This is a genomic window from Sphingomonas sp. Mn802worker, assembly GCF_000382485.1.
Lineage (GTDB): Bacteria > Pseudomonadota > Alphaproteobacteria > Sphingomonadales > Sphingomonadaceae > Sphingomonas.
Genome location: NZ_AORY01000021.1, coordinates 25,355 through 44,983, shown reverse-complemented (window position 1 = coordinate 44,983; position 19,629 = coordinate 25,355). Strand labels below are relative to the sequence as shown.

Sequence of the window (19,629 nt, the reverse complement as noted above, 5' to 3'; positions counted from 1 at the left end):
TGCGACTACAGGCCGTGGAACAATGTTGTTGAGTACGGGATCCATAATCTGGCATTGTCGCCGAAGTTCAGCCAAACAAATTCTACTGTGAAACAATAGGCAATAACCGCAAACAGGGCTGGCACAATCAGCTTACCCGATCCGGACAACGCTTGAGGAAACCGGGAAAAAGTAATCATCTGCAAAGGTATCAAGAACAATGACAGACGGTCGACACCTGACGAAGCCGACAGTGATACCAATGCAATAATGGATGAAAACGATAATAGTGCATTAAAAGTCCAGTAAACGATTTGGTACTTACTTAGTAAAAGCCTTTTTCTCATTAACAAGAATATACCACCCGCAAGTACGTTCATCGCAATACGGATGCCAGCGCCTTGAGAATTATAATCGCTTTGTGCATAACTGGTTATCATCTGATCCGACTGATCGCGCAACAGCAGTAGGAACAAGGCAAGGAAGACGATGCCGCTTAGAACCGCCGTCAGTGCCTTGCGTATAGCAATAGGACCAACTGCTAGGGGAAGCATCAGGATTGCGGTTTTGTGAAACAAGGCGGCAATCCCGATCAAAATAACCGTTCGCCCGATGTTCTTCTCTCCCGCATCAGCGATCGCGAAGCATACGATGCCGATCGCAGCAGCTTGCCGCGTATATCCCATAGCAACAACGATAACGAAATACGGCACGGCAACTAGCATAGCGAGCCAAGGCTGTGGCTGGCGTGATGCAAGTCGTCCTACCCCTGCCATAAACAGGATCGCACAGACCAAGTTGGGTAGCCAAATGCCGGTATCTAGGCGAGCTGCAAGCCAGTTGAGAAAGGCATAACCGGGGTCGCTGAGGCCAAGGGCGGGAATTAGTGGCTGAAAATAGATGCTGTCGTAGATTCCCAGGTACGGCTCCCAGTCGCCCCCGACTCGGTAGCGCAGGCCGATCATGAGCGAAGTGACGACGCACGCGACAGCGAACAGCCTGTTGCTGTTCGCGTTTTGGGACGAACGGGCGAAATGGATCGTGCCGATCAGCCACAAACCGAAAAGAAGCCAATAGGGAATCACAAAGCGTCGATCATCCGATGCGGTTGCCCGCGGGCTTGTCCGCAATGGCTCGTCAGCGGGGATCTTAAGCGATAGATGCGCCACCGACAATAATATGATTATGGCGTGGTAATGCAGCAGTCCATCGTTCTGTCGATCAACACGGCCTGGAATTTCGTTAACTTCCGCGCCGGCCTAATCCGCCGACTGATCGAAGAGGGATTTGACGTCGTCGCGCTCGCGCCCGCTGATGCGCATGTCGATCGCCTTTGCGACATGGGCGTGCGCTTCGTCGCCATCGAGATCGACCGCAAGGGCCTGTCGCCGTCCCGCGATCTTCAGCTGCTGCGCCGCTATCGACAGGTGTTGAGAGAAATGGCGCCTGCGGCTTATCTGGGGTGGACAATCAAACCCAATATCTGGGGCAGCATAGCCGCAGCGTGGCTGAGAATTCCTACGATCAACAACATTTCGGGCCTTGGCACCGCATTTATGAAGCCAGGCCCGCTGCAGTGGATCGTCAGGCGACTGTACCGGTTGGCGCTGCGTCCATCGGCCACCGTCTTCTTTCAGAATGCAGTGGATAGACAATTGTTTGTGGACATGAAGATCGTACGTCTGGCGCAGACGGCGCTGCTGCCCGGATCGGGGATCGACCTCAACGCTTTCGCTCCGGCGCAGCCTGCACCGCGCGTGGCCGCTGCTCCGGTTACGTTCCTGATGATCGCCCGCCTGCTTGGCGACAAGGGCGTGCGCGAGTTCGTCGAGGCGGCGCGCCAGCTGCGTGCGGAGAACCTCCACGCGCGGTTTGTGATCTTGGGGGCGCTGGATCACAACAACCGCTCGGGGGTGGCAGCATCGGAACTGGCCGACTGGCTGGCGGAAGGTGTGATCGAACATCTGCCGCACCAGGACGATGTACGCCCCGCTATCGTCGAGGCGGATTGCGTGGTCCTCCCGTCCTATCGCGAAGGTATGCCACGATCGCTGCTGGAGGGAGCGGCGATGGCCAAGCCGCTGATCGCCTCCGACGTACCGGGATGCGCGCTGATCGCCCGCGAAGGAGAAAACGGCCTACTGTGCCGGGTCAAGGATGCGGGCTCGCTGGCCGATGCGATGCGGCGGATGGGGACGCTGGCGCCCGAGCAGCGCGCGGAGATGGGGGCAGCAGGTCGACGCATCGCGGAGCGCGAGTTCGACGAGCGCATCGTGGTCGACCTCTACGTGGAGGCCGTGCGCCGCGCGATCCGGCAGTGACTGTCGTCTAGCAGGCTGCCGAAGAACTAACCACCTAGGACTCCAGCGTTCAAGCGGTTCGTTTCTGGCCGTTGATCGTCACCACGCCCATGATCTTGGAACCGTATAGATCCACTTTACCGACAATGGTCGACGTACCGCGATAGATGCCGCGTGGGTATCCCATAGGCCCACCGCTCTGATGCATGGAACAACTGTTGTAGATAGCGTGCAGGCTCCAAGGTAACGCAAAGCCGTGCGACACGGTGAATGTGCATCGCCGGAAAAGCGTGCTCCTGGCACTGGACAGGTCCGCAATGGGACCTGGCGCCAGCGGCTTGCCATCGGCCCCGCGGCGTAGGAGGTCGGTGAAGCGGCAGTCTGTGAACATCGTTCCTTCCGCGGGGTCGGCCGCATCGAAGCATTGCACGATTGACCCGACGAATTGACAATGGGTGAAGCGGAAGCGCGGCTTGTTGGGCCATACCGCCCAGTTCCGATCCCCCATGAAGCGACATTGATCAAACGTGACGTCCGCGGTGTCACCGCTGTCTGCCACCATTCCCACTCCTTCGTTGCGGGCAAATTCGCAATCGATAAAGCGGAGCCTGCGGATTGGGCTACTTTCCGCTTCGAGGTCAACACCCGCCCCCGGGGCACTCCCGATCTTGGCCCGTCCGGTGTCGGTGAAACGGCAGCCGACAAAGGTGAAGTCGCTGCCTCCGATGAAGCTGCATCCCTGACGCGCATTGAAGGCGGAGCGAAGATTCTCGATCCGCGATGGCGCAGAGCCGCTGGGAGCGCTGATCATCAGGCCGTCCTGGGCGTGATGATGGGTGAACACGTTACGCACCAGCACGGGACCCGTGTTGCCCGACAGGAACAGGCCGATGGCAGGGATCTGCCAGCCCGTGTCGCCCCACGGCCCGCCGATACGCAACTGCTGGATATTGCCATCAAGTTCCAGGTCGGTGATCTGAACCGGTCCACGGCACCCCTGCACCAGGATCATGTGCTCGTAAGGCGTGGCGGAGAAGCCGGGGAACGTGAACGGCATTGCATGGTCGTGGCGATCGCCGCGGCGATCGAATGTGCCAAAGCGCAGATGCGGCGCGCAGCGCAGTCGGCCACCGTTGCCCCAGATCACGACCGGCAAACGGCAGTCCTTCAGAGCCAGCAGCGCTGCCGGGGCAAAGGCATAGCCGCCCCGCACGCCCTCCTGCCGCCCGACGAGATATGTCACGGGGCGCAACACGATCTCGCCCCCGCCATTGGCGTTCACCGCCGCGGCCAATCGCTGAAAAGCCGTAGTGTCGTCGGTCGTTCCATCTCCCTTGGCACCGAACGCCTCCGGCGTGAAAGCGGCGGACGCGGGCGTCTTGGCGTCTGCGCATGATGCCAGCATGGCACCAGCAGTCGCCGACCCCGCGGCGATGATGAGCGACCGCCGTGTTACCAATTCCGATATTTTCATCTGCGCCTCTCTCGACCGATCACCACCGCTCATCCCCAACAGTGGCGGACAACTACCGAAGCACGCGCTCCTCCGCTATGCAGCATGCTCTCCATTGTATCGGGCGCAGCCGTTCATGTACCCGCGATCACTTCACCTCAAGGAATTGCCATGCGTGTGCTCGCCCTGACCAAATACGGTGCCGAGGCGGCAAGCACTCGACAGCGGCTGCTTCAGTTCGCGCCTTTCCTGCACCGGCACGGCGTCGAGATCGTCACCCGTCCTCTGCTCGACGATGAGTATGTCCGCGCGCTGGCGGAGGGACGCCGATCGTCGCGCGCCGGCATCATCGCCAGCTATCTGAAGCGGCTCGGCACTGTTGCAACAGCGCGCCGCTACGACCTCGTCTGGATACATTTTGAGGCATTCCCTTATGCGCCGGCTGTATTGGAGCGCCTGTTGTCGATTATCGGCCGCCCGGTGATCGTCGATTTTGACGATGCCATCTTCCACATGTACGATCGCCACCGCTCCCGACTGATAAGACGCCTGCTGTCGAACAAGCTCCACCCCCTATTGCGTCTGGCTTCGCAAGTTACGGTCGGCAACGACTATCTTCGCCACTATGTCGAACGGTTTAACCCTGCCGTCACCGTGATACCCACGGTGGTCGATACCCAGCGCTATGTGCCAAGGCAGCGAGTGGAGGGGAAACCGCCGGTGGTCGGATGGATTGGATCACCCTCCACTTGGCGATATATGGAAGAGATTCTGCCAGATATCCTGCCCACTATCGGACAGGCGGGCGCCTTGTTCCGCGCGGTAGGCGCGGGGCCCCAAGCTCAACGCTGGACCGAAATCGAAAGCATTCCCTGGACGGAAGCGTCCGAAATCGCCGAGGTCCAGCGCATGGACATCGGCGTGATGCCATTGCCGGAAGAGGACTGGGCACGCGGCAAGTGCGGCTACAAGCTGATCCAGTACATGGCGTGCGGCCTTCCCACCATCGCCTCCCCGGTCGGCATCAACAGCACCATCGTCCAGCAGGGCGAGACGGGATATCTGGCCAGTACCCCCGACCAATGGAAGCGCGCGCTGCAGCGCCTGCTGGGCGATAATAATCTGCGTCGGCGACTGGGTCACGCGGGGCGCGACCGGGTCGTCGACCGTTACTCGCTGGCATCGCAGGAATCACACCTGCTTCAGGCGTTCGAGGCGGCGTCAGCAAGGAACGGCAAACGTGGCTGAGGGGGCAATTGCCTTTGCCGCCCGCCTTCCCTAACGCCCACCTTTCAATTCCATGCAAGCGATAGAAATGCGCAATCTCAGCGGACAAGCCTACCCCCTGTTCGTGGAAAACCGACATATCGGCATTGTCCATGGATATGTCCGCAGCCACCTGCCCGCCGCCTTCGCCACGCAGGGCAAGGTCGCATGACAGCGCTACCCAAGACCTGCAGCCTGATCGACCTGACGGTTCATGGAGACAATCGCGGAAGCCTGATCGCGTTGGAACGGGGCAATGGGATGCCCTTTGCAATCGAGCGCGTATATTACATCTACGGCACCGCCCGGGATACCGCACGGGGTTTCCATGCGCATCATCAGCTACAGCAACTCGCCATCTGCGTCGCGGGATCGTGCACTATGATCATCGATGACGGGATGACGCGCGTACCCGTTCCCCTTGATCGTCCCAATCGCGGTCTACACATAGGCTCACCGGTCTGGCGAGAAATGACGGATTTCAGTGTGGATTGCGTGCTCCTCGTCCTTGCGAGCGCGCCGTATGAAAACGCAGATTATATTCGCGACTATGATGAATTTCGCCGCGTCGTCATACAGCGAAGCGGAGAACAATCATGACTGTTCCTTTTCTCGATCTCAAGGCTGCCAACGAGAGTGTTAGGAGTGAGATCAACGCTGCGATTGGACGAGTGCTGGACTCGGGATGGCTGATCGGCGGACCGGAGGTCGAGCGATTTGAGCAGATGTTTGCCGCCTATTGTGAAGCGGGGCACTGCATCGGTGTCGGGAACGGCCTGGACGCACTCCACCTCCTGCTTCGCGCCGCCGGGATCGGGCCCGGTGACGAAGTCATCGTCGCAAGCAACACCTTTATCGCGACGTGGTTGGCCGTAGACATGGTTGGCGCCACCCCCGTGCCGGTGGAGCCTGATCCCGCGACACACAATCTCGATCCTAACTTGGTCGAACAGGCGATCACGTTACGTACCCGTGCTGTTCTGGTGACCCATCTGTACGGCCAGCCGGCGGATCTCGATCCGCTGCTCGACCTTTGCCAACGTCATGGGCTGAAGCTTTTTGAGGACGCGGCACAGGCACATGGCGCTCGCTACAAGGGGCGGGTGATAGGCGGCCATGGCGATGGCGTCGCCTGGAGTTTTTACCCCAGCAAAAACCTGGGCGCGCTGGGTGATGGAGGCGCGGTGACGTGCAACGACGCCCAGCTGGCATCGCGCATACGGGCACTCGGCAATTATGGGTCGGAACGCCGCTATGTGAACATCGAACGCGGCGTGAATTCGCGGCTCGATCCGATCCATGCGGCCGCAATAGCAGTCAAGCTGCCGCTGCTGGACGCGTGGAACGACCATCGTCGCTCGATTGCGGCCCTGTACATGGGGGGATTAAGCGATGCAGCGGTGATACTACCCCATGTGCCTGACTGGGCCGATCCGGTCTGGCATCTCTTCGTCATCCGCACAAAGGATCGCGAAAACTTGCAGGCGTACCTGACGTCACGCGGCGTCCAGACATTGATCCATTATCCAATCCCACCACATCGTCAGCAAGCATATACCGACAATCCCGCTGCCGATTCGGGGCTCCCGATTGCGGAGCAGCTGGCTTCGGAAGTACTGAGTCTACCAATCGGTCCGCAGATGCCGCTCGATCATGCGCAGGAAGTAATAGCAGCGATCCGCGATTGGTGTCGAATTTAGCAACAGCGAAGCCTTCACCGGTAAACCATATATCCTATTTGTATTACTAGTTTTAGTTATTAACATGGTCCACGAACGTGGCCGACATGACATAAATGCCCGCCACCTAGCTGTACTTACAGAGCTAGTAATAGTGCAACAGAGTTCAGTGCTATTAAATCTCCTGCCTTTTTCTATAAAATGCGTATCGTCCTCGACAGCATCTCTAACTATGTTGTGGCAATGATCGCCTCTGCAACCTTAACGCACTTGCCAGCCAGGATCATTCCTTGTTAATCACAGTCAGAAGATGGCGGTGGCAGCGAGGACAGTGGCGGAGAAGAAGACGGTTGTGCAGCGATCGTAGCAGGTGGCTATGCGCCGCAGTCTTTCAAACGGCCGAACATGATCTCGACGCGGCTGCGACGCCGGAAGAGGCGCTTATCGTATCTAACGGGCTCATTGCGCAATTTGCGGCCTGGGATGCAGGGCTGAATACCCTTGGCCTGCAAGGCGTCCCTGAGCCAGTCGGCGTCGTAGCCGCAGCCGCCAAGCAACCAATGGGCTTTCAGCAGGAAAGCTACTCCATCTTTAACCGCTAGTTGAGTTGTGTCATAGAATTCACCACCTGAACGAGGTGTCAGCGACCAACCTGAGCGGTCAGAATGGCTTGGCCGGCACGCCGGCGACACGTGTACCGTCTCTCACGTCCCGGGTTACCACCGCACCCGCCGCCACAATAGACGATGCGCCCACCACCACGCCCGGCATCAGGGTAGCACCTCCACCCACGACTGCACCGGCCCGCACGCGAGGTCCAGCAATGTGATCGCCGAACCCCGCTGTCACCACATTATCATTAAGTGTGACCACGAGCGCGGAAATGAAGGCATCGTCCTCGACCACCATATCCCCGGTCAGATGGGTGCCATCCATTACCTTTACCCGGTCACCTAATACCGTGTTGTAGTTGATAGAAACCATTCGGCTTATGATGCAGCGTGAACCGATGCGGCACTGTTCGCGCACGGATGCGCAATCGCCTAACAGCGTGCGCTCTCCAATTACTACGTCGTAATACACGGTTGCATGCGGCCCGATGGACGATCCGGCACCGATGGAGACGGTGCGTTCAAACTGGATTTCACGCGCGACTGCGCCGGCACCCTTCGGCTCCTTGCCGATAAAGGCTCCGGGAAACACCTCGACATTGGTGGCCAGCTGAACACCGTCGGCGATCACGACATGCGGGTGGATGACACAACCGTCACCGATCTCCGCGCGTCCAATGATGGCGTAAGCATGGATGGTCACGCCCGATCCGACGCGCGCCTCATCATGGACAATTGACGTGGGATGCGGCACGTCGGTCATGATCAATCCTTTCGTGATTGGTATGGGGAACGGTGGATGAACAATCCGAAAGCTGTGCAGCTGGAGCGATTGGCGGGTCAAGTCGCTATTGTCACATTGAACCGCGCGGCCGCCCGCAACGCCGTCGACGACCACATCACGCACGCTCTCGGCGCCATCGTAGAAGAGATAGAGGGCGACCCGAACATCTGCGCCGTCGTCTTGCGCGGCGCTGCTGGTCCGGCCTTTTGCGCCGGTGCCGACCTTCGGATAGTGAATGCTGGCCGCCTTGGAGATTTGTTTACGGACGGTGGCGGTTTCGCCGGCTTCACGACCGCGCTGCGCCGCACGCCCTGGATTGCGGCGGTCGACGGCTTCGCGCTGGCGGGCGGGTTGGAGATCGTGCTCGCTTGCGACTTTGCCATTGCGTCCACCAACGCCCGCTTCGGCGTACCGGAAGTGACGCGCGGCATCATCGCGTCAGCGGGCGCGCTCTATCGACTGCCACGCGCCATCCCGACAGGCACGGCCATGCGGATGATTGCTACGGGTGAGATCATCGACGCCAACGCGGCGCTCGCCTGCGGCCTAGTGACCGATGTAGTGGCACCCGAGGCGTTGCTGAACGAGGCACTTGGCGTCGCACGCGCGATCGCACGAAACGCGCCGTTGGCGGTGGCGGAGAGCTTGGCGCTTGCCAGGAAGGCAGCCGGCGTGGTCGATCCGCCTGCGCAGAGCGCCAGCGATGAGGCTCAAAGTCGGTTGGAGGAGTCGGAAGACCGGTTGGAAGGAACCGCCGCGTTCCTGGGCAAGCGTCCTCCCGTCTTCACCGGACGCTGAGCGGCTCAACCAATCTGTGGTGGCGCCGATCGATAGGCGTTCGGCAACACGTTACTAGGACGCGGTATAATCCTGCCCATCCTCGCCGAACCGCTCGTGTCCTGCTTGACGCGGCGGTCGAGTGTTGGTCGCTGCAGTACGTAGGGTGACCACGCCCGCCTAAACCAAGTTCACCAACGCCTCACGCAGGGCATCGGCCGCTTTGCTCAAGGAAAACATCTCTTCTCCAGCAGTACGGGCGTAAGTCCGGAACCTCTCACGATTTGGCAATACCTCTCGGGCAAACCACCGGGCAGCCGCCACCGGCTCTTGGCCAGATTTAAAGACGCCGACATTTTCGGCCGCGGCGGTCTGCCCGATGCCTAGTGTGCCGATCACGGGAACGCCGCACAGCAGGTACTCCGCCGTCTTGATTGGCTGAACCGCTGTTGTGGAAAACCCCTCGCTGATCATCGCGACTCCGACATCGGCGGCGGCGATCCAGCGCGGCATCTCGCCCGGCGGGACACGTCGGATCAGCGCGTGGGGCAGCAGGTCGGGACCGTGGCGCTCCAGCTCTCTCGTCGCCTCCTCAATCTGTCCGGTAAGGAGCAGGAACTGGCTGTCCGGCCGTTCAGCTCGAACGGCACGGACCACGGCGATCAGGCCGTCGATATCGTATTTGCGACCTCCACCCAGCGTCCCGACATACAGAATAATCGGCGTGTCTGCGCCGATCTGAAGCTGATTACGAATTTGCAGGCGTTCGGTGTCGATCCCCGGAGCGAAGATTTCTGGGTCGCGCCCATTCGTGAACAAGATATAGTCGGGTTCGGTGGTCAGCGGACCAGCCCGGGCCTTCAACGTTGGGATGGCGGCGGGGCTGCGCACCAGGACACGGGCGGAACGGCGCAGAATGCGCGTCTCAACATCGCGCATGACGCGATATTCGAACGGTGAAGCGCCGTCGACGAACTCGATCTTCTCATCCGCCGCCAAGCCGTCGGCGTCGAAGACAATCGGCAAGTGCCGACCCGCGCGTGAGCGCAACGTGGTTAGGGCTGGAATGGTGCTGCGCGGTAGGAGGACGTCGGAGCCGAAGTGTGAAACCGCGGAATCGATTCGCCACCCACCCGCCAGCGCGCTTAGCAAAGATCCGATTCCGGGCACGCTGCGCCAGACGCGCACTCCGCGATAGCCGATGCCGCTCCGCGCACAAAGGTCGCGTGTCTCACGCACTTTGTTCGGCTCATCCCAGTGGAACTGAAGCACGTCGAAGTGGAAGCCGTACGGGTGAAGCGCCGTGAAGATCGGCAGCGTCAAGCTCTCTAAATACGCCGACTCAGGGCCATCCCATGTGATGAAGAGGGTGCGGGTCATATGGATCGACCAGTTCGAAGCCGCAAACGGCGCAACCAGGACACGGATTGCGCACCGAACAGTCGAGCAAGAAGCCAAGCGGCATGACGCTTACGTCGAACCGTCAAAATCATTCGAATTTTTTCGAGTTTTGTCCGCGTCGTCCATGAACCGCGATATTGGTAGAACGCGATGTCTCTATCTAATGCGCTGATATTGACAGCTGCAGTTTTACCAATAAAATTACTATAACCCAACTTCAAGACTACCGCATCCCGAAAAACGGAAAGTAGAATGGCAATCGAACCAACAACTAATTGCGTTTTTTCTTCTCGTTCTTTGATTTCTTGAACGCTAATAAGCATATTGTTGTTAGTAATTGAATTATAGTTTCTTCGGTAACAAACTAGCGGCTGATCTATAAAACAGTGTTTTAAAAAAAGAAAATTCAAAAATAGAGTGAAGAAACTATCTTCGTAATAAATTTTTCTGTTTGGTTCTTTAATTAATTTAAATACCCTTGCATCATAGCATGATGAAGCACCATGAATTATAAATGGTCTAAATTCAAAGTAACTTTGGAATTCATGCTTTGAAGTGTCAAAAATATACGCGCTCTGGATGACTATAGATTGTTCATTGATGATATCGTAGCTGGACTGAATAACGAAAGCTTGTTCATCTAGCCACTTGGCTACGCAGGTCGAGACCCGATGCGGGTACGAAACATCGTCGCCAGCAGCCATTACGTAGAAAACACCGTTTGCCAAGCGGGTCGCTGCGTATAAATTGCCCAGTGTACCGAGGTTTTCGGATGATTGATTAATACGTAATTGCCTATGTCGCTCTGCCAACCTCTGGAGCAACTCCCAAGTCCCGTCGGTGGAGCCGTCATCGCTGACGATAATTTCCAGATTGCCGTACTGTTGCGCTAACGCGCCTTCCACCGCCTCCTCGATGTAAGCGACCTGATTGAAGGTCAGAATGATGAAGGACACCAGCGGCTCCTCACCACTGTCGTCTTTCGCTTCGACCCGTGCCTGCCCGTTCACCGGCGCAGCACCAGGCGCGACAGGTGGGCGAGAGCCGGATGCGGGGCCTCCATCCCCGTGGCGCTCGCCAGCACGCGAGCCGCCCGCACGCCGAGCGCCAAGGCAACCACGATCCCAATCAGCCCTCCAGCGACTGGCATCAGAGACCCAGCCGTTGCTACAAGCCCGACGAGCGCCACCAGCACCAAGACCGTTGCCGCGTTCGTCCCCGTCCAGCGAAAGTCGATGCACGACCGCGCCTGCCACCAAGCTAGCGGCAGGTAGACGACGTATAGCGCCACGAAGGCAACCCCGGTCGCGTTCACGCCAATGCGCGGCAGCAGCGCGAACGTCACCGCGCAAAAGCAGACCATCGCCGCCGCCTCGATCAACAGGTAACGTACACCCCGCCCGCTCGCCAGCAACACAAAGCCCAGCGGCCAGCTCGCAATCTTGAGCACATCACCCATCGTCTGCCACCGTAGAATCGTGGCCGCTGGAGCGAAAGAGGCGGCGTAGAGGATATGGACAACCAGGGGCGCTAGGGCGGCCATCAGGACCAAGATGGGACCGGCAAACAAAAGCGCGACTTCCGTCTGCTGGTTGACCAGCCGACGAGCCGCTGTTCTATCCCGTATGATGCCAGTCAAGCGCGGGTAGTAGTCCGCACCCATCGCGGTCAGCACCACGCCCATATAATTCATCGAAATGGTCCAGGCTGCCTGGAAAAAACCTAGATCGGCGGCCCCGTTCTCCCGTTGCAGCAAGCCGCGCACGAACAGCTGGCCGCCGACCCCCACCAGAGAGGCTAGCATGAAAGGGGCGCCTAGGCTGGCCAGTGCCCGCCACTGCCGAGCCAATTGAGGCAGCCGCAGCGGCGGGGCCGCCGAACGATCCGCCAGCGCGACCAACGCGCCGCCCACGATCAGAGTCGCAGCTGGCCCCGTGAGCACAAAAGCAGCCAGTCCGCCCTCACCCAGCCGTGCGATCGCGGTAATAGCGACGACGGTTGCGACCAGCCCGCCCACAACGTTGATTATCGCTAGGTCACCAATCCGCCGAATACCGTTCAGATAAGCAGTCTGTGCGCCCGCAAACACGGTACCCCCGATCGACAGCGCCAGCAGCGCCGTGTCGCCATCGGCTATCCCCGACACCCCAGCCATCCGGAAGATGGGCGTACGCAATAGCCACAGTGCAACACCGCCCAGCAGTGCCAAGGCAGCGGCCGCTAAAAACAGCGCTTGGCGTGCCTCGCCTACCGCGCGGTCGTCGTCAAGCACGGCCGCTCCAGCCACTTGCTGCGTGCCCACCGTCGCGATGCCTAGCCCGGCGACCACCGACAATAAGGCCACAATATTGGCAAGCAGACCGATCAGCCCAATGCCATCGGGTCCCAACAACAGAGCCGCCGCTTTAAATTTAACCAATCCGATGACAATGCCCAATGCGGATGCGCCCCCAATGATGGAGGAGGAACGCAGAATAGTGCGGTAGGAGTCGGTGTCGGACCTGCCAGTATCTGTCACAGGAAATCTACCCGCCCCGCCCAGCCTTGAGGGGAAGCTTCACAAACTATGCCTTACCGCGGGTATAATCCGCCTCATCACCGCTCGCACCAACAGAACACAGATATCGGTAAAGTCCAGCATCTTGCGCCAGATCATTGACCCGGTCAGTAGGTACTTGGCAAGACTGTTTAGCCGGAAGCTCACTGGACGAGTGCTGTTTCCAAGATGCGGGGTACAGGTTCCGACCTTGCATACTGCGAGTTGCTTCGATGTCCGTGGAAGCCGCGCTCTACGCTGTCCTTGGTTCCAACGATATAGGGAATGTGCTGGATGGGAGAGGGAGCCAGCCGCGTGCCCGCCTCCACATCCACCAGACGTTCGCGCGCGTGGCCGCGCACCGGCAGCTGGGAGAGATTGGAGTGCTCTCCAAAAAAGCTCATGGCGTCGGACCCGACGGGCAGCGTAGGGGCAAGGGGACTGACAAGAAGGGGCGCGCACAGGATAGCAAGTACTCTTTATTTGCTCCGGATAGTAATGCATCGGCCGGGGCTATCCTATTGCGCCGAGAAATTGGATTGGGATTTGAACCTCCAACGCGATTGACATACGCAAACTTTTCAAAAGTGCGCACCAGACGGCCATTCCAGTATGAGGATAACAGCTAGCTGGGCGCGTGCAGCTGAGCAAGCATACTTCTCGGTGCAAGCGCTGTGGCAGAATCAGTCCTGGTCCGTCAATTCGCTCTGCCCGCTACCCTGCCTTTACTTGCCTTGACCACCAAGGTGACGTCGCCCACCGCCATCGTAGAGCCTCTCTAGCTGAGAGCAAAATGACGCCTTGGGTCGGACTCATCATGGATCGGCGGGGCGATGGTGGAAACAATCGCCTTAGTCGTAGCGCACAGATCGCCAGCAAGGACCGCAACGCATCAGCCTGTTGCGGCACCACGCTCAAATCGGATCTTGGCTTGCACTAATATGTGCAACGCGCGCCGACGGCCAGTTCCACACCCTAGGCGTTGCGAACCTGTCGATGTCATGCCAAATAGACGTTCTTCCGAGCGCAAGAGGATATAATCCGTGTGTGGCCTTGCAGGAGCGCTCTTCGGCAGAGGGGAGCGCCCCTTTCCAGTTGCGTTGATGACGCGGTGTCTTTGCCATCGAGGACCTGATGACTCAGGCCAGTGGAATGATGCAGATGCCGGCATTGCTCTCGGCCACCGACGTCTCGCGATCGTGGACCTGTCGCCGCTGGGGCATCAGCCGATGTCGTCGGAAAACGGACGCTGGATGCTCGTCTTCAACGGAGAAATTTACAACCATCTGGCCATCCGCGCCCAACTCGACACGGCCGGGCTGGCAACGTCATGGCGCGGGCATTCAGACACGGAGACACTGGTCGCGGCGATCGCGGCCTGGGGGCTTGAGGAAACACTGAAGCGCTCCGTCGGCATGTTCGCAATCGCGCTGTGGGACAGGCGCGAGCGAGTCCTGCATCTTGCCCGCGACAGGTTCGGAGAAAAGCCGCTTTATTACGGTTGGGTGGGCGACGATTTCCTGTTCGGCTCCGAGCTGAAGTCGCTACGCGCACATCCCGGCTTTGCCAATCCGGTCGACCGCGACGCGCTCGCCGCTTTTGCTGCGCGCACCTATGTGCCCGCGCCGCAATCGATCTATCGCGACATCTACAAGCTGGAACCCGGCTGCATCCTGTCGGTCACGTCGGAAGCCGTGCGCACCGCGCCGAGTGCGCCCCCGGCCGAAGGTCGCCGAGATGGCCTGACGCTGACCCGGTACTGGTCGTATCGCGACGTGCTGGCGGCAGGGGCAGCTGATCCAATTGGATCGGAAAGCGACGCAATCGCCGCGCTGGACGAGGCACTGGGCCAAGCAATCGCCGGGCAGGCGATGGCCGACGTACCGGTCGGCGCGTTCCTGTCGGGAGGCATTGATTCTTCTACAGTGGTGGCCCTGTACCAGCGTCATTCGTCGACGCCGGTGCGCACCTTTTCGATCGGGTTCGTAGAGGCCGGCTTTAACGAGGCCGAATATGCGAAGGAGGTCGCGCGTCACTTCGGCACCGTGCACCACGAACGCTACGTCACCGCGGCCGAGACGCAGGAGGTGATACCCCTGCTGCCGGCGATGTACGACGAGCCCTTCGCCGATTCCTCGCAAATTCCGACGCATCTCGTCAGCCGCTTTGCGCGCGAGCAGGTGACGGTGGCGCTGTCGGGGGACGGCGGAGACGAATTGTTCGCTGGCTACAACCGCCATGTCGACGCACCGAGGCTATGGGAGCGGCTGAGCTTGTTGCCCCGTCCGGTGCGCGCGGCGATCGGCCGGCCGCTCGGCGGGCTGCCGTCGCGATGGTGGAATGCGCTGCCCGGCGACCACCCGCCACAGTTCGGTGCCAAGGTGCAGAAGGCGCTGCGCGTCGCCGGGCACGCGCGCCGCTTCGACGACGTTTATGCCAGCTTCCTCGACGAATGGAGTCTGCAGCGCTCGCCGGTGATCGGCGCGGGCGCGGTGGCGGGGCCGGACCTGTCGCCTTTCGCCGACGCGCCGGCTGCGGTGCGGATGATGTACGCCGACGCTACCTCCTATCTGCCCGACGACATCCTGGTGAAGGTGGACCGCGCGGCGATGGCGGTCAGCCTAGAGACGCGAGTACCGTTCCTCGACCATCGCGTCGCCGCAGTCGCCGCGCACATTCCGCTGTCGATGAAGATCAGAGATGGGCGCGGCAAGCACGTACTGCGTGAGCTGCTCTACACTCAGGCACCGCGTGCCTTGTTCGAGCGGCCCAAGACCGGTTTCGCGATCCCCATTGGCCAATGGCTGCGCGGGCCCCTTAGGCCCTGGGCAGAGGAATTGCTCGCTCCGTCGCGGCTGGCGAGCGACGGGTATTTCGACCCGGCAATGGTACAGTCTCGCTGGCGCGACCATCTGTCGGGACGTCGTGACAGCACCCCAGCCCTATGGGCGGTGCTGATGTTCCAGGCGTGGCTGGCCGAACAGGCCCCGCCCGCCGCCACTGCATGGAAGGCTACATCGTGAAAATCCTCGTCACCGGCGTCGCCGGGTTTATCGGTTCTACCGTCGCGTTGCGCCTGCTGATGCGCGGCGATCATGTGGTCGGCATCGACAGCATCAACGATTATTACGATCCGCAGCTGAAACGCGATCGGCTCGCGCGTATCGCCGAGGCAGGCGGCGATCGCTTCGCCTTCGAGCAAGTCGATTTTGCCCATCATGAGGCACTTGACGCCGCGCTCGCCGACAAGGCGTTCGATCGCATCGTCCACCTGGGGGCGCAGGCGGGGGTACGCTATTCGATCGAGAACCCGCGCGCCTATCTGCATGCGAACCTCGCCGGGCACCTCAACATGCTGGAGGTCGCGCGTCACCGCGGCGCCGAGCACATGGTTTATGCCTCATCCTCCTCGGTCTATGGCGGCAACGACACCCTGCCCTTCCGCGTCGAGGACCGCGTCGACCAGCCGCTCTCGCTCTATGCCGCCACCAAGAAGGCGGACGAGCTAATGAGTGAGACCTACGCGCATCTCTACCGCTTGCCGCAGACGGGCCTGCGCTTCTTCACCGTCTATGGCCCGTGGGGGCGGCCGGACATGGCGATGTGGCTGTTCACCAAGGCGATCCTGGAGGGCCGCCCGATCCAGGTGTTCGGCGAAGGCGACATGCGCCGCGACTTTACCTATATCGACGACATCGTAAGCGGCATCGTCGCCTGCCTCGACAACCCGCCACCCGACGATGGCGAGCAGAAGGCGGGGGGCAGCGTGTCGCCCCACCGCCTCTACAATATTGGCAACAGCCGTTCCGAAAACCTGTCCGAGATGATCGCACTGATCGAGCAGGCGTGCGAGCGCGAGGCGGACAAGGAGCTGCTGCCGATGCAGCCGGGCGATGTGCGCGATACCTTCGCCGACATCAGCGCGATCGAGCGCGATCTGGGCTTCGCGCCCACCACCACGATCGCAGAGGGTGTGCCGCGCTTTGTCGACTGGTATCGCGACTATCACGGCGTTTGACGGCAACTCGCGCGTGGACCGCGATCCCTACCAAATCCTGGGCGTCGCGCGCACCGCATCGCAAACTGAGATTCGTGCGCGCTACGTTCGGCTGCTGAAACTGCATCACCCCGACATTGAGGGCAGTCTGCCCGCGCGGCTCGCCGACGTGCAGGCAGCATATCGCTGTCTGGCCGATCCCGCCATACGCGCAGCGCACGATCGCCGGCTCGCGGATAGGGAACGCTCGCATTTCGAGCGACAGCGGCGCGTCCAGCGACGGCTCGGCCGCTACGATCGAGGGCATCGCCACTCCATACCCCGCGCGTGTCAACTACGCCGCTGGCGCACGGTGCTGATCGCCACGATCGGCATCGGCGTCGCTACGCGCGCGGCGCTGATGCTGTTTTGACCATTCCTACTTCGCACCAAAGCCAGTCAGCATGATCCCCAGCGTGCGCAGCCCGATTAGGAGATCGAGCCAGAACGAGAAGAATTTGATATAGTAGAAGTCGTAGTGAAGCTTGACGTGAACATCGTCGAGCCCGGCAACATGCCCCTGGTTCACCTGCGCCCAGCCGGTGATGCCCGGGCGCACAATGTGGCGGTAACTGTAAAAGGGCAGTTCCTCTTCGTACCAAACCGACAACGGCACTGCCTCCGGGCGTGGACCAATCCAGCTCATCTCACCCCGCAGGATGTTGACGATTTGCGGCAACTCGTCGAGCCGCGAGCGGCGCAGGAAACGCCCTGGCCGGGTCACGCGCACGTCGGCATCCTGAGTAATCGCAGCCTCGCGCTCGGTCGCATCGCAATCGGTTGCGGACCGCACCGTCATCGTGCGGAACTTCAGCATATCGAACGGCACGCCGCGATAGCCCATGCGGCGCTGGCGAAACAGGATCGGGCCGGGCGAGCTCCCGCGCACCACCAGCGCGATGATCACGAGCGGGATCGCGAGTACGGGGAGCAGCACGATGCTGGCCACGACGTCGATCGTGCGCTTCACGCCCTTGTAGCCGAGCGCCGGCAGCAGCGAGCCGAAGCTGTTCTCCGACAGATGCTCGATCTGAACGCGACCGGTCAGCGATTCGCGTAACTGCTTGGTATGATAGACCGGCACACCCGAGATCGCCGCCTGCGCCAGCATCCGCTCCCACTCGGCAGAATGGGTGGAGCGCAGGTCCGCGACGATCGAGGCAACAGAATCGGCGGGAAGGTGCGGCTTGTCGAGGCGCACCCAATCGACCATCGGCGCGTCGTTAACGATGCCGGTGTTTCCGGTAGGAACGTAGTAGAACCGGCGCACGGCGCCGCGCTGTCCGAAATAGCCAAGAAGGAACGTGACCGCGACCGAGGCGACATAACCCGTCAGCAGCATGGCGCCGCTGTAGCTGATCCGCGTCACTAGGAGAATGGCCGCGGCGATGCCGAACGTGGTGGAGAAGGCGGGTACGATGAACTCGAACGCACGCGCACCGGGGTAGATCGTCATGCGCCGGAATACGAACAGCGCGATCAGCGCGGCGAGGAGCGAGGTAACCTGCGTGTTGCCGGTGCTGGCCATCTCGCGCGTCAGCCGCCCTGACAGCACTAATGGCGCGGCGAGCGGCACCAGATAAGCCACGAGCGCAACCACGATGAACGGGATCAACGTTTGGATACCGGCGATCTCATCGGTCGCCGGGCGACGTTCGCCGGTATGTACCACGTTGTTCTTGCCTTGTCTTAAAACTGGATTCGGCTCTTAATCAGCGTTGCCTCGATTAGCGAGTGCCGGGTGGTGCTCCCGGAACGTGCGGCGAGGTCATCCGCACGACGATGGTGATCGCGAGCGGCGCCGCCATGGTGAGCACAATGTCGATCATTGTCGGCCCCGGCTTCCATGGCCAGCCGGAAACATAGTAGCGCGTGAAATCGGATACCTCGTTGACGAGCTCGAGTGCGAGCAGCACCAGCGGCAACCAGGATCCCAGCGACCGGCGCAGCGCCCATGTGAATCCCAGCGTCAGCGCTAGACCGAGCAGCACGTGCCAGCCGTGATGCCTCAGCCCCGTCGTTTCCGACAGCCAGTCCTTGAACGATCCCCATCCGAGAAGGGCGAACACGGGTGACATCCTTGCTTTGCCAAGCCAAAGCGATCGTTTTGAGAGTGATGGCGTCGCACGATCTGCGCCGCTAAGGCCTGCGGCTATGGCATCCGTCAAGCTCATTCATCCTCGCCGTCATGGCGATGCGCGCGGCTGGTTCGTTGAAACCTATAATCGCGATACGTTCGCCGGTTACGGGATAGACGCCACGTTCGTACAGGACAATCACTCGCTCTCCGCTACCGCTTTCACCCTGCGCGGATTGCATTTCCAGACCCCTCCGCGTGCGCAGAACAAGATTGTCCGCTGCATTCGTGGACGGATTTACGACGTCGTTGTGGACGTACGATGGAAATCGCCCACGTACGGCAAATGGGTCGGTGCGGAACTCAGCGCGGAAAATGGCGATCAACTGTTCATCCCCGTCGGCTTCGCGCACGGGTTCCTGACGCTTGAGCCAGATTGCGAGGTCGTCTACAAATGCTCAGACACCTACGCGCCCGATCATGACGGCGGGATTGCATGGGACAGCGTCGGGATCGACTGGCCGCTGCCGGCCGGTGCGGTGCCGGAGCTTTCCGACAAGGACCAGCGACAGCCCACCCTCGCCGACTTCGACAGCCCGTTCGCCTATGACGGGCGCCCGCTCGCCCCGCTCGCCTGAAGGACTACACCCATGCGCATCTTCGTCACCGGGGGGCCGGCTTCATCGGCTCGGCCCTTGTCCGGCATCTCATCGAGAACACCGACTATGAG

General features: G+C 60.5%; 19 protein-coding genes and 1 pseudogene. 10 read left to right on the top strand and 10 right to left on the bottom strand.

Going from position 1 to position 19,629, the window contains the following annotated elements; all coding sequences use genetic code 11:
* Positions 1-5: 5 nt before the first annotated feature.
* Complete coding sequence (locus SMN802W_RS0115750; protein ID WP_162140027.1) at positions 6-1,148, bottom strand: EpsG family protein; 1,143 nt, start codon at positions 1,146-1,148, stop codon at positions 6-8.
* A gap of 27 nt (positions 1,149-1,175) precedes the next feature.
* Here SMN802W_RS0115750 and SMN802W_RS0115745 point away from each other — a divergent pair, with 27 nt between their 5' ends.
* Positions 1,176-2,300 (top strand): glycosyltransferase family 4 protein, encoded by a 1,125-nt coding sequence (locus SMN802W_RS0115745; protein ID WP_019517879.1) that lies wholly within the window; start codon positions 1,176-1,178, stop codon positions 2,298-2,300.
* A gap of 49 nt (positions 2,301-2,349) precedes the next feature.
* Here the strand turns inward: SMN802W_RS0115745 and SMN802W_RS0115740 are convergent, their stop codons facing one another.
* The gene (locus SMN802W_RS0115740; protein WP_156818940.1) at positions 2,350-3,753 is read right to left on the bottom strand and encodes a right-handed parallel beta-helix repeat-containing protein; all 1,404 of its coding nucleotides are present in this window, start codon (positions 3,751-3,753) and stop codon (positions 2,350-2,352) included.
* A gap of 150 nt (positions 3,754-3,903) precedes the next feature.
* Here SMN802W_RS0115740 and SMN802W_RS0115735 point away from each other — a divergent pair, with 150 nt between their 5' ends.
* From SMN802W_RS0115735 to SMN802W_RS0115720, 4 genes are all read left to right on the top strand, one after another.
* Entirely contained in the window at positions 3,904-4,980 is a 1,077-nt protein-coding gene (locus SMN802W_RS0115735) for a glycosyltransferase family 4 protein (RefSeq protein ID WP_019517877.1), read from the top strand.
* A gap of 67 nt (positions 4,981-5,047) precedes the next feature.
* Positions 5,048-5,170 (top strand): hypothetical protein, encoded by a 123-nt coding sequence (locus SMN802W_RS18860; RefSeq protein ID WP_019517876.1) that lies wholly within the window; start codon positions 5,048-5,050, stop codon positions 5,168-5,170.
* On the top strand, positions 5,167-5,598 hold the full coding sequence (locus SMN802W_RS0115725) for a sugar 3,4-ketoisomerase (protein WP_019517875.1): 432 nt from the start codon (positions 5,167-5,169) through the stop codon (positions 5,596-5,598). The genes SMN802W_RS18860 and SMN802W_RS0115725 overlap by 4 nt, the downstream gene beginning before the upstream one ends.
* Positions 5,595-6,698, top strand: coding sequence for a DegT/DnrJ/EryC1/StrS family aminotransferase (locus tag SMN802W_RS0115720; protein WP_037524345.1), 1,104 nt, complete (start codon positions 5,595-5,597; stop codon positions 6,696-6,698). The genes SMN802W_RS0115725 and SMN802W_RS0115720 overlap by 4 nt, the downstream gene beginning before the upstream one ends.
* 282 nt (positions 6,699-6,980) lie before the next feature.
* Here SMN802W_RS0115720 and SMN802W_RS18435 read toward each other — a convergent pair.
* A pseudogene (locus tag SMN802W_RS18435) lies at positions 6,981-7,249 on the bottom strand (transposase); the annotation flags it as partial.
* 88 nt (positions 7,250-7,337) lie between these two features.
* On the bottom strand, positions 7,338-8,051 hold the full coding sequence (locus SMN802W_RS17390; protein ID WP_051083642.1) for a transferase: 714 nt from the start codon (positions 8,049-8,051) through the stop codon (positions 7,338-7,340).
* On the opposite strand from SMN802W_RS17390, the gene SMN802W_RS0115705 reads away from it, so the two are divergent.
* Positions 8,034-8,870, top strand: a complete 837-nt coding sequence (locus tag SMN802W_RS0115705) for an enoyl-CoA hydratase/isomerase family protein (RefSeq protein ID WP_238560232.1) — start codon at positions 8,034-8,036, stop codon at positions 8,868-8,870. The two genes, SMN802W_RS17390 and SMN802W_RS0115705, sit on opposite strands and share 18 nt — an antisense overlap.
* Before the next feature lie 159 nt (positions 8,871-9,029).
* Here the strand turns inward: SMN802W_RS0115705 and SMN802W_RS17385 are convergent, their stop codons facing one another.
* From SMN802W_RS17385 to SMN802W_RS19030, 4 genes are read right to left on the bottom strand one after another with little or no spacing between them, the layout of a single operon-like run.
* On the bottom strand, positions 9,030-10,229 hold the full coding sequence (locus SMN802W_RS17385) for a glycosyltransferase family 4 protein (protein ID WP_019517871.1): 1,200 nt from the start codon (positions 10,227-10,229) through the stop codon (positions 9,030-9,032).
* Positions 10,226-11,260 carry a glycosyltransferase family 2 protein gene (locus SMN802W_RS18040; RefSeq protein WP_162140026.1) on the bottom strand — a complete coding sequence of 345 codons (1,035 nt, stop codon included), beginning with the start codon at positions 11,258-11,260 and terminating at the stop codon, positions 10,226-10,228. The genes SMN802W_RS17385 and SMN802W_RS18040 overlap by 4 nt, the downstream gene beginning before the upstream one ends.
* Positions 11,257-12,768 carry an O-antigen translocase gene (locus tag SMN802W_RS17380; protein WP_162140025.1) on the bottom strand — a complete coding sequence of 504 codons (1,512 nt, stop codon included), beginning with the start codon at positions 12,766-12,768 and terminating at the stop codon, positions 11,257-11,259. The genes SMN802W_RS18040 and SMN802W_RS17380 overlap by 4 nt, the downstream gene beginning before the upstream one ends.
* 39 nt (positions 12,769-12,807) lie before the next feature.
* Positions 12,808-13,290: a WxcM-like domain-containing protein gene (locus tag SMN802W_RS19030; RefSeq protein WP_083925842.1), complete on the bottom strand. Its 483-nt coding sequence runs from the start codon at positions 13,288-13,290 to the stop codon at positions 12,808-12,810.
* Positions 13,291-13,889: 599 nt separating this feature from the next.
* Here SMN802W_RS19030 and asnB point away from each other — a divergent pair.
* Genes asnB through SMN802W_RS17720 form a run of 3 tightly spaced genes read left to right on the top strand, consistent with a single transcriptional unit; the run spans position 13,890 to position 17,195 of the window.
* A complete protein-coding gene (asnB, locus tag SMN802W_RS17375) occupies positions 13,890-15,809 on the top strand; it encodes an asparagine synthase (glutamine-hydrolyzing) (RefSeq protein ID WP_083925840.1) in 1,920 nt (639 codons plus the stop codon).
* Complete coding sequence (locus SMN802W_RS0115685) at positions 15,806-16,804, top strand: GDP-mannose 4,6-dehydratase (protein WP_026326204.1); 999 nt, start codon at positions 15,806-15,808, stop codon at positions 16,802-16,804. Before asnB ends, SMN802W_RS0115685 begins: the two co-directional genes overlap by 4 nt.
* 13 nt (positions 16,805-16,817) lie before the next feature.
* Positions 16,818-17,195: a J domain-containing protein gene (locus SMN802W_RS17720; protein ID WP_019517867.1), complete on the top strand. Its 378-nt coding sequence runs from the start codon at positions 16,818-16,820 to the stop codon at positions 17,193-17,195.
* Between the two features lie 6 nt (positions 17,196-17,201).
* Here the strand turns inward: SMN802W_RS17720 and SMN802W_RS0115675 are convergent, their stop codons facing one another.
* Entirely contained in the window at positions 17,202-18,494 is a 1,293-nt protein-coding gene (locus tag SMN802W_RS0115675) for a sugar transferase (protein WP_019517866.1), read from the bottom strand.
* 55 nt (positions 18,495-18,549) lie between these two features.
* Positions 18,550-18,891 carry a hypothetical protein gene (locus SMN802W_RS0115670; protein ID WP_156818939.1) on the bottom strand — a complete coding sequence of 114 codons (342 nt, stop codon included), beginning with the start codon at positions 18,889-18,891 and terminating at the stop codon, positions 18,550-18,552.
* Between the two features lie 85 nt (positions 18,892-18,976).
* Between SMN802W_RS0115670 and rfbC the strand changes: the two genes are divergently transcribed.
* Positions 18,977-19,537, top strand: a complete 561-nt coding sequence (rfbC, locus tag SMN802W_RS0115665) for a dTDP-4-dehydrorhamnose 3,5-epimerase (RefSeq protein ID WP_019517864.1) — start codon at positions 18,977-18,979, stop codon at positions 19,535-19,537.
* Positions 19,538-19,629: the final 92 nt, after the last annotated feature.

Bases quoted from the DNA above. Each gene is read 5' to 3' on its own strand.
- SMN802W_RS0115720 (WP_037524345.1), top strand. From the start codon at position 5,595: ATGACTGTTCCTTTTCTCGATCTCAAGGCTGCCAACGAGAGTGTTAGG.
- SMN802W_RS0115705 (WP_238560232.1), top strand. From the start codon at position 8,034: ATGCGGCACGTCGGTCATGATCAATCCTTTCGTGATTGGTATGGGGAA.
- SMN802W_RS0115725 (WP_019517875.1), top strand. From the start codon at position 5,167: ATGACAGCGCTACCCAAGACCTGCAGCCTGATCGACCTGACGGTTCAT.
- SMN802W_RS19030 (WP_083925842.1), bottom strand. From the start codon at position 13,290: ATGCATTACTATCCGGAGCAAATAAAGAGTACTTGCTATCCTGTGCGC.
- asnB (WP_083925840.1), top strand. From the start codon at position 13,890: ATGACGCGGTGTCTTTGCCATCGAGGACCTGATGACTCAGGCCAGTGG.
- SMN802W_RS17385 (WP_019517871.1), bottom strand. From the start codon at position 10,229: ATGACCCGCACCCTCTTCATCACATGGGATGGCCCTGAGTCGGCGTAT.
- SMN802W_RS0115740 (WP_156818940.1), bottom strand. From the start codon at position 3,753: ATGAAAATATCGGAATTGGTAACACGGCGGTCGCTCATCATCGCCGCG.
- SMN802W_RS18860 (WP_019517876.1), top strand. From the start codon at position 5,048: ATGCGCAATCTCAGCGGACAAGCCTACCCCCTGTTCGTGGAAAACCGA.
- rfbC (WP_019517864.1), top strand. From the start codon at position 18,977: ATGGCATCCGTCAAGCTCATTCATCCTCGCCGTCATGGCGATGCGCGC.
- SMN802W_RS0115745 (WP_019517879.1), top strand. From the start codon at position 1,176: ATGCAGCAGTCCATCGTTCTGTCGATCAACACGGCCTGGAATTTCGTT.
- SMN802W_RS0115735 (WP_019517877.1), top strand. From the start codon at position 3,904: ATGCGTGTGCTCGCCCTGACCAAATACGGTGCCGAGGCGGCAAGCACT.
- SMN802W_RS17390 (WP_051083642.1), bottom strand. From the start codon at position 8,051: ATGACCGACGTGCCGCATCCCACGTCAATTGTCCATGATGAGGCGCGC.